Origin of the sequence: Mesorhizobium sp. M2A.F.Ca.ET.042.01.1.1, from assembly GCF_003997405.1 — a bacterium.
Taxonomy (GTDB): domain Bacteria; phylum Pseudomonadota; class Alphaproteobacteria; order Rhizobiales; family Rhizobiaceae; genus Mesorhizobium.
In genome coordinates this window covers 1-6676 of sequence record NZ_RZRX01000298.1, presented here as the reverse complement: position 1 = coordinate 6676, position 6676 = coordinate 1, and the positions used below count along the sequence as shown (strand labels likewise).

Annotated in this window: 7 protein-coding genes; 2 read left to right on the top strand and 5 right to left on the bottom strand. The window is 57.3% G+C overall.

Translation table 11 applies throughout. The annotated features are described in order from the left end of the window. Positions 1-51 precede the first annotated feature (51 nt). From EOA23_RS29870 to EOA23_RS29850, 5 genes are all read right to left on the bottom strand, one after another. Positions 52-1749, bottom strand: coding sequence for a DUF262 domain-containing protein (locus EOA23_RS29870; protein WP_127306778.1), 1698 nt, complete (start codon positions 1747-1749; stop codon positions 52-54). Positions 1750-1757: 8 nt separating this feature from the next. Continuing rightward, positions 1758-2783 carry a hypothetical protein gene (locus tag EOA23_RS29865; protein ID WP_210212507.1) on the bottom strand — a complete coding sequence of 342 codons (1026 nt, stop codon included), beginning with the start codon at positions 2781-2783 and terminating at the stop codon, positions 1758-1760. A gap of 34 nt (positions 2784-2817) precedes the next feature. Continuing rightward, entirely contained in the window at positions 2818-4095 is a 1278-nt protein-coding gene (locus tag EOA23_RS29860) for an AAA family ATPase (protein WP_127306776.1), read from the bottom strand. Between the two features lie 201 nt (positions 4096-4296). Beyond that, positions 4297-4731: a hypothetical protein gene (locus tag EOA23_RS29855; RefSeq protein ID WP_127306775.1), complete on the bottom strand. Its 435-nt coding sequence runs from the start codon at positions 4729-4731 to the stop codon at positions 4297-4299. 113 nt (positions 4732-4844) lie between these two features. Beyond that, the gene (locus EOA23_RS29850) at positions 4845-5270 is read right to left on the bottom strand and encodes an SgcJ/EcaC family oxidoreductase (RefSeq protein ID WP_127306774.1); all 426 of its coding nucleotides are present in this window, start codon (positions 5268-5270) and stop codon (positions 4845-4847) included. A 184-nt stretch (positions 5271-5454) separates the two neighbouring features. On the opposite strand from EOA23_RS29850, the gene minC reads away from it, so the two are divergent. After that, positions 5455-6345: a septum site-determining protein MinC gene (gene minC / locus EOA23_RS29845; RefSeq protein WP_127306773.1), complete on the top strand. Its 891-nt coding sequence runs from the start codon at positions 5455-5457 to the stop codon at positions 6343-6345. A gap of 97 nt (positions 6346-6442) precedes the next feature. After that, positions 6443-6676 (top strand): P-loop NTPase (locus tag EOA23_RS29840; RefSeq protein ID WP_145966518.1); only part of this gene is annotated, 234 nt, incomplete at its 3' end.

Sequence of the window (6676 nt, the reverse complement as noted above, 5' to 3'; positions counted from 1 at the left end):
GGCGCGGAGGGCGGGGACGAGGGGTTCACTCACGGAATTCGCGCAAAAAGTCTACAGGTCATCGATGTCCACTTCGTATTCAGAAGGAGCAATATCATCGCTCTTGCGCAAGCCAAACTTCGACAAAAACTCGGCCTCCTGAGCCACCAGAACGGCTTCACGAGCTGAGACAAACGCCAACAGGTCACCGAGCGCCAAAGCTGCGCGTGCCTTTCCGTCGATTCCGTGACTAGCAAGACCTCCAGTTTCGTCGGTGTGAGCCTCGAGTGCAGCACGGACTACCCCGCCGTGGGACCTTGGTAGTAATATCCTGTTCGCAGGACTTCTTGCTGCTTTCGTTCCATCCGGGGCGAACACGTAAGGAATATCCCGAGTGTCCGGATCGGCCACAAGTGCCGAACCATCGAGTTCCTCTCCGGTGATTGGATCAATCAGTGGCCCACGCGCAATCTGAACAAGCATCAAAGATCGAATTCTCGCTGACCGGCGATCGAAAGTTTTGAGAAATGGCCGCAACGGTCGGTCAATGAACCTGGCTTCGAACTGCTTGATGTCTTGTTCATCCAAGTTGCTGAGAGCGAACTGTTCCATCGAATTTGCCGCCTGTTCCACCTCAGACGAATTTGCGGACGCGAACCATCCCTCGAAGGAGGTAGCCCAAAACCAGCGGGCCAGAACATGTTCAATCTGTCTATTCGGCGGACTATTTTCTGAGGTCCGAGAGAGAAAAAATACCGACAGCATAAAAAGTTGAAGCGCGTAGGGCATAAGACGCGCGGTATGGAAACCGATGACTCGGTTGAGGAAAGAAGCAGCTTCACAAAGGGACTGTTTGACTGGGTCTGTTGCATGTTGCAACGCCTGCTGCGTTTCCGATTTGCGTAGATCATCGAAATTTGGTTTTGTGAAGTTTCGGCCAGCTCCCCGCAAGAGACTTTGCAGGACCACATTTCGGCTAACGTCGCCAAAACCATATTCGCTCAACGCGCCGAGGATACTGTCTAGCGTATCTTCGAGGTTGAAGCCGTGATGGTATGTCAGAGCGACGGCCATTTGGTCGGAGCTCATCCTCCGCCCACTTCTATTAACCCGAGCAAAGATCGCGACAGCGTCATCGACTGTTCCATCGCGCATGCTGGTCAGCGCTACGCGATAATCGCGAATTGCTCGCTGTACACGGTCAGCTCGATCGAGCAAAATGACCTTATCTTGGGTGGAGTATCTGGACGTCGCATCAATGGAACGTGCAAATTTGACAAAATCTGCTGTTCTGAGCACTGTTCTGAACGGCAACAATGCCGGGTTTTGGAAGTCTTCGGGCTTCCGGAATTGCCTGCATTGTTCGGCTTCTAAGTCATAGCCCAACCACCAAGCGCTATCACTCGCGCTTGCCGTATCACCGCGAGGATGATTCTCAGGTAGGCGAAGAATTCCGAAAAGAGTTGCAAGGCGTTGATGGCCGTCGAGAACCAACGAAATCTGGGAGCTGAGATCGGCTGTTGGAATTGCGATCGGACCCACCATGTCCATGGTCTCAACAACAAGGTCACGAGGCGCCCAGAACAACAGCGACCCAATGGGATATCCGCTAAGTACGCTTTCGAATAGCTCTCGCATCATTTGCGGGGTCCAGACGTAAGGCCGTTGAAAGCGAGGGACCCGAACGCGGCCTTCCTCTACGTCGTTGAGGAGAACGTCTAGCGAAATGATATCTGGGCGGGCGCTTGCAGCTGGAGCGTGATTTTGCATGTTTCCACCTAAAGGTGCTTGGAAATCTGATCGAGGAGGCCATCTAGCTCTGCAAGATCCTGGGCATCAAATAGATTGCGAGAGCGCGGCTCGCACCTGTATGCCGGATCTATAAAGACTTGGCTGAGGCCATCTCCAAGACCTTCCCTCAGAATTGACCAATCGCCAAGCGGAACAGACCCAAACAACGTACGTTCGGGAGCAGGGCGATTTAAGTCGTTTGCGAATTCCTGCAGAGTTTGAGGAGCAGGAGGTGTTGATTTGTCGCGGAAGCCAGATTTCATTGGAAAGTGTCGCCGCTGATCGATAGTGAGCCTCGATAAAGCCTGGATCGCCGGCTCTTTTCCGGAGCCAAGTCTGGCGCGCAAGAACCGTTCGGGTATGTAGTTCTCTATAGTTCTTTTTGCCAAGCAGTGCGTCCACGGCGCGTGATTTAAGACTTCATCAGCAATCGATTTATTCTTTTGTTCGTTTGGAAATCGGTCATCACTGTCTAGCAACGCGCCGACGCGCAGTTTCATTGATCTGATCGGCGCGTTGGCTCTCGGCCACACCCCAAAGGAAAGCGCCTGAGCCGATTTCGCAAACTGACCTTTACCTCCAGCGTGCCGAAACGCAAGCGCCCCGGCTCGATATGCCTGAATTATCCTTTCTCGGCCCAGAGCTCTGGCGACCCAGAGCAGGAAGCCACCGTCTGACGTTTCGTCCTCAACGATCAAATGAAAAGGTTGAGTGAGTAGAAACAATGCGCCGAAGGGATGCACTTTCAGTGTCGTGCCGTTGACGATTTCACCGACGGTCGTGGCCCAAGAGTCGATTTCGAGACTGATAGCGGAGGTGGGTTGGGTGCCGGCGACCTTTATGCTCTGTCTGATCAGCTCTGGAAGTGTTGCACGCTTCCCTGTTGCTTCCATTAGCCAAGGGCTGCGGATTAGATCCAGGATCTGGAGAGAGTCGAACGAATGGGGTGATCCCTTCACAAACAGAATCTCAGCGACTGTGTCGAGAAGGGCGTGCCACTGCGGGTCGTTCAAGACGCGCTGAGCGACAGTCAATATCATAGTAATATTACTTGTGGCTCTTGGATAGCGTTTGCCGAATTTGCAGTAAGTCTTCGAAAGCTTCCTCAAAAACGCCGAGCGGCCATGAGGATGGGGTGCCTGAAGAATCAAGCGTTATAGTTCTAAGAGGCTCTATCGCCTCAGATTCAGGGCTTTTGTGTCCCACCGAAATTATCTGAACCTGTTTGGAATCGATTTTTCCTTCAGCGATGCGGCGTCGGACACGGGTGATGAATTGCTCCGAGTGAGTTTCGACCAAATAGCAAAGTGATTCCACGCCTAGGATTGTATCGATTAGCAAATCGGCGACGTCACCATGAGCTACGGGATGAAGATGGAGTTCTGGCTGTTCGATAATTGCTATTCGCGAAGATAGCGTTCTCGAGCGTAGAGCCATAGCCTGTACTACAATTGGAAAAAGTTGTCCGAATCCCGCTCCGGTTTCACTCAAATCGACGTCAAGATCTCTGGCCGGATCTTCGACGAAGACGCGTGAAAAATCCCCTTCTCTTCTTACTATAACTGCGTTGCCAGACATCCGGTCCCTAAACCACTGCTCTACTGAACGCGCCAGATGTCCGCCGCCCCTGAGTAGATCATTGGTCATGAAGTCGAGCGTCCACTCACCTCGCGGTCCAAGTGAAGCGATGTCTTGGCGAGGCATGCGCGAAATAGCACTGGCTTCTCGCCGAAATGGACCAAGATAGGCTGGAGATTCAAACGTATCTCTAAATAACATTCTAACCTTATCAAGGTTAGATTTATCAACTTTTTTGTTGTCAAATAAAAACGGAAAAATTCCTGCGAAAGATATCGTAGTGGTGAGCGATTCGCCGGAATCCCCTTGTGATACATTGTATCTAGGAGACAGCGCCAGTAGCTGGTCGGGCTCATCAATGGTCGCTTTTAAAATAAGGTTATCACCAGACGTCGCGGAGAACTCCTCAACGACAAGTGTATAGTTTTCAACTATGTGCCGCAGCTTTACACGGACAGTGTATTCGACGTCATCGTGGCTAACTGTCGCTCCTAGAGCGAAAGGCTGAGCAGAGCGCTGATAGATTAGATCCTCGAAACGGTTCGCATGAACGAGACCATCTGTCTCTAATGCCAGCGGCGCATCTCGGTAACTGTCCACACCGCCCGAAATAAGCATTGGGAGGCGTGTGATGACGCTTTTCCCTCCTCCGTTTCTCCCGATGACGATATTAAGAGGTGCCAAGCGGACCTCTTGAGGGCCATCGAACGCCCGGTAACGTTCCATGGCCAAGGATACAAGCTGCATGTTGGAGCCTCTGTTGGTGGCAGCAGTCTATCTAGCTCCGACTCGGCTGCAAAGTAAGGTCGCGGACCTTGATGCTCTTGTGATGGCGATTAAGCAGTTGCTGACGCCTCAGACGCTGATCGACGATGGGTTAACGTTTCGATCGCTCGACCGCTTGTGGCGTGTCAACCGTCGCATTGGTCATCTATTCGCCCACAACGCCTATCCCACCCACACCGAACACCCAACCTTCTGCCCTGTAGCGCTGTCCCGCACCACTTTCGCATCCACCCGCCGCAACCCAACCCGGTTGGCCCGCACTTCCTTGCTCGCGAGATAGGCCGGGTCGCCAACTTCCCAGTGGTAGCGCGTGTTGGCGGGCGCCCGCGTCCAGGTGAATTTCGACAGGTAGGCCACCTGTCCAGGCGTGGTGTCGGCGAAGCGGCAGTCGATGGTGGCGGGCATCAGGCCCTTGGCGCTCATCGCGTTAACGACCTTGTCGGCATCGGCCGTCGCCAGCCATTGGTCGATGCCGCTCGTCTGGTATGCGTCAATGCCCGTCGGCCGGTGCGTCATGCATCCTCCGAGCAGCATCAGCGCTGCCAGTGCCGTGCCTGCCTTGCCTGCTCGCCTGCAGTCTTCCCGATAAATGCCCATTGCCCGTCTCCTTGTCCCTGAAGAGTGGAAAGTCCCGGGCGGGATGGTGCTCGGCTGGACATCGCCTGTATATTAGCCGCTTCACATGCGCGACTCGAGCGGGCTTGGCCGCTCTATCGGCTTGCGGGGGCAGGGGGAGCGATCGCGCCTGGGACGATGTCGGTGTTCTGGGCCACCTTGATCCGCCATCCAAGCTGTTCTTTCTTCACCACCAGAAGCAGGATGCCTTCCCGCGTTCCGGCGGGCGAGCCGTCCGGGGCGGATGCGCCGGTCAGGGTCCACCTGTAGTGCACCGATGCGAGGCTGGGAGACAGCTCGACGACCGATGCGGCGACACCCTCCAGCCGGCTGTCGCGAAACATGGTCTTGTGCGTCGCGCGGTGCGCCGCTTCGATCTCGGCCCGGTCTTTCCACCACATGCCCACGACGTTGACGAAATTGGCGTCCTCGCTAAACAGCGCCGCGAAGTCGTCCATGTCATGCCTGTTCCAGGCATCGGCGAACGCGGCCGCGGCATCCTCGGGCTTGCTGATCTCCATGACATGATCTCCCTTGCTTTCCGCCAGGCTGGGGTGTGACGATAGCGGCATCGGCAGGCCCTGTCACCGTGCTGCCACAGAACCTGGCCGCGCCACCTCCTTAACGGCCCCGATCCCCAAAATTAACCTTTTGTTAACCATTCGCCCGGCACCCTTTAACCATTGAGTAAGGATTCGCCTGGACGTGACCTTCGCCGCCCCCCTGCACAACAAATCGATCCGCTTCCGCGCCCGTTCCTTCGTCGCTTTCACGCTGACGCCGGAGGCGCCGATCGCCGACTGGCTGGAGGGGCTGGATCGCTGGATCGCCAACTCGCCGGGCTATTTCAACGGTCGCCCGGTGGTGCTGGACCTCAACCTGCTGCAGCCGGGGCCGGAGGAGATCGGCGCGCTGGTCGGCGTGCTCGGCTCGCGCGGCATCCGTGTCTATGCCATCGAACTGGAAGGCGCCGAGCTCGGGCCCGAGCTGCCGCCGCTGCTGGCCGGCGCCAAGGAGGCGACCGCCGAGGGGCTGCTGGGCCGGGCCGCGCGCAAGGCGCGGGCCGAGGAGCTGGAAGTCGCCGCCGGGGAGCAGGTCCAGGCCGCTCAGCAGACCCAGCCTGTCGCGGAGGCGGCTCCGGCCGAGGCTCCGCAGATCGCGATGTCCGCCGACGAGCCGGTCGACCCCGATCTGGCGAGGCTCGAAGCCGTCAGGATCGAACCGGCACAAGCCGCAAGCGCGGGCGCCGAGCCGGCGCGGCATTCCGCTGGGACACTGATGATCAAGGCGCCGATTCGCTCGGGACAGTCGGTGTTCCATCCGCATGGCGACGTCATCGTGCTCGGCTCGGTCGCGTCCGGCTCGGAGATCGTTGCCGGCGGCTCGATCCATGTTTACGGCACGCTGCGCGGCCGCGCGATCGCCGGCTCGGAAGGCAATGTCTCGGCGCGCATCTTCTGCCGCAAGAACGAGGCCGAGCTGCTTGCCGTCGACGGCTGGTACACGACCGCCGAGGAGATGGAAGGGGTGTCGCGTGGCAAGGCCGTGCAGGCCTTTCTCGACAATGATGCGCTCTGCGTGGTGCCGCTCGGCTGAGGCCGCAAGCTTCAGACCGGTTTCGCGTGCCAGAGTTTCGAAAGAGTCGGCCAAGCGGCTGGACCCAACATAAGAATCGCCAACGGAGGCTGTATAAATGGGCAAGGTAGTCGTGGTCACATCGGGCAAGGGGGGCGTCGGCAAGACGACCTCGACGGCCGCGCTCGGCGCCGCCGTGGCCAAGACCGGCAAGAAGGTGGCGCTGGTCGATTTCGACGTCGGCCTGCGCAACCTCGACCTTATCATGGGCGCCGAGCGCCGCGTGGTGTTCGACCTCGTCAATGTCATCCAGGGCACCGCGAAGCTGTCGCAGGCGCTGATCCGCGACAAG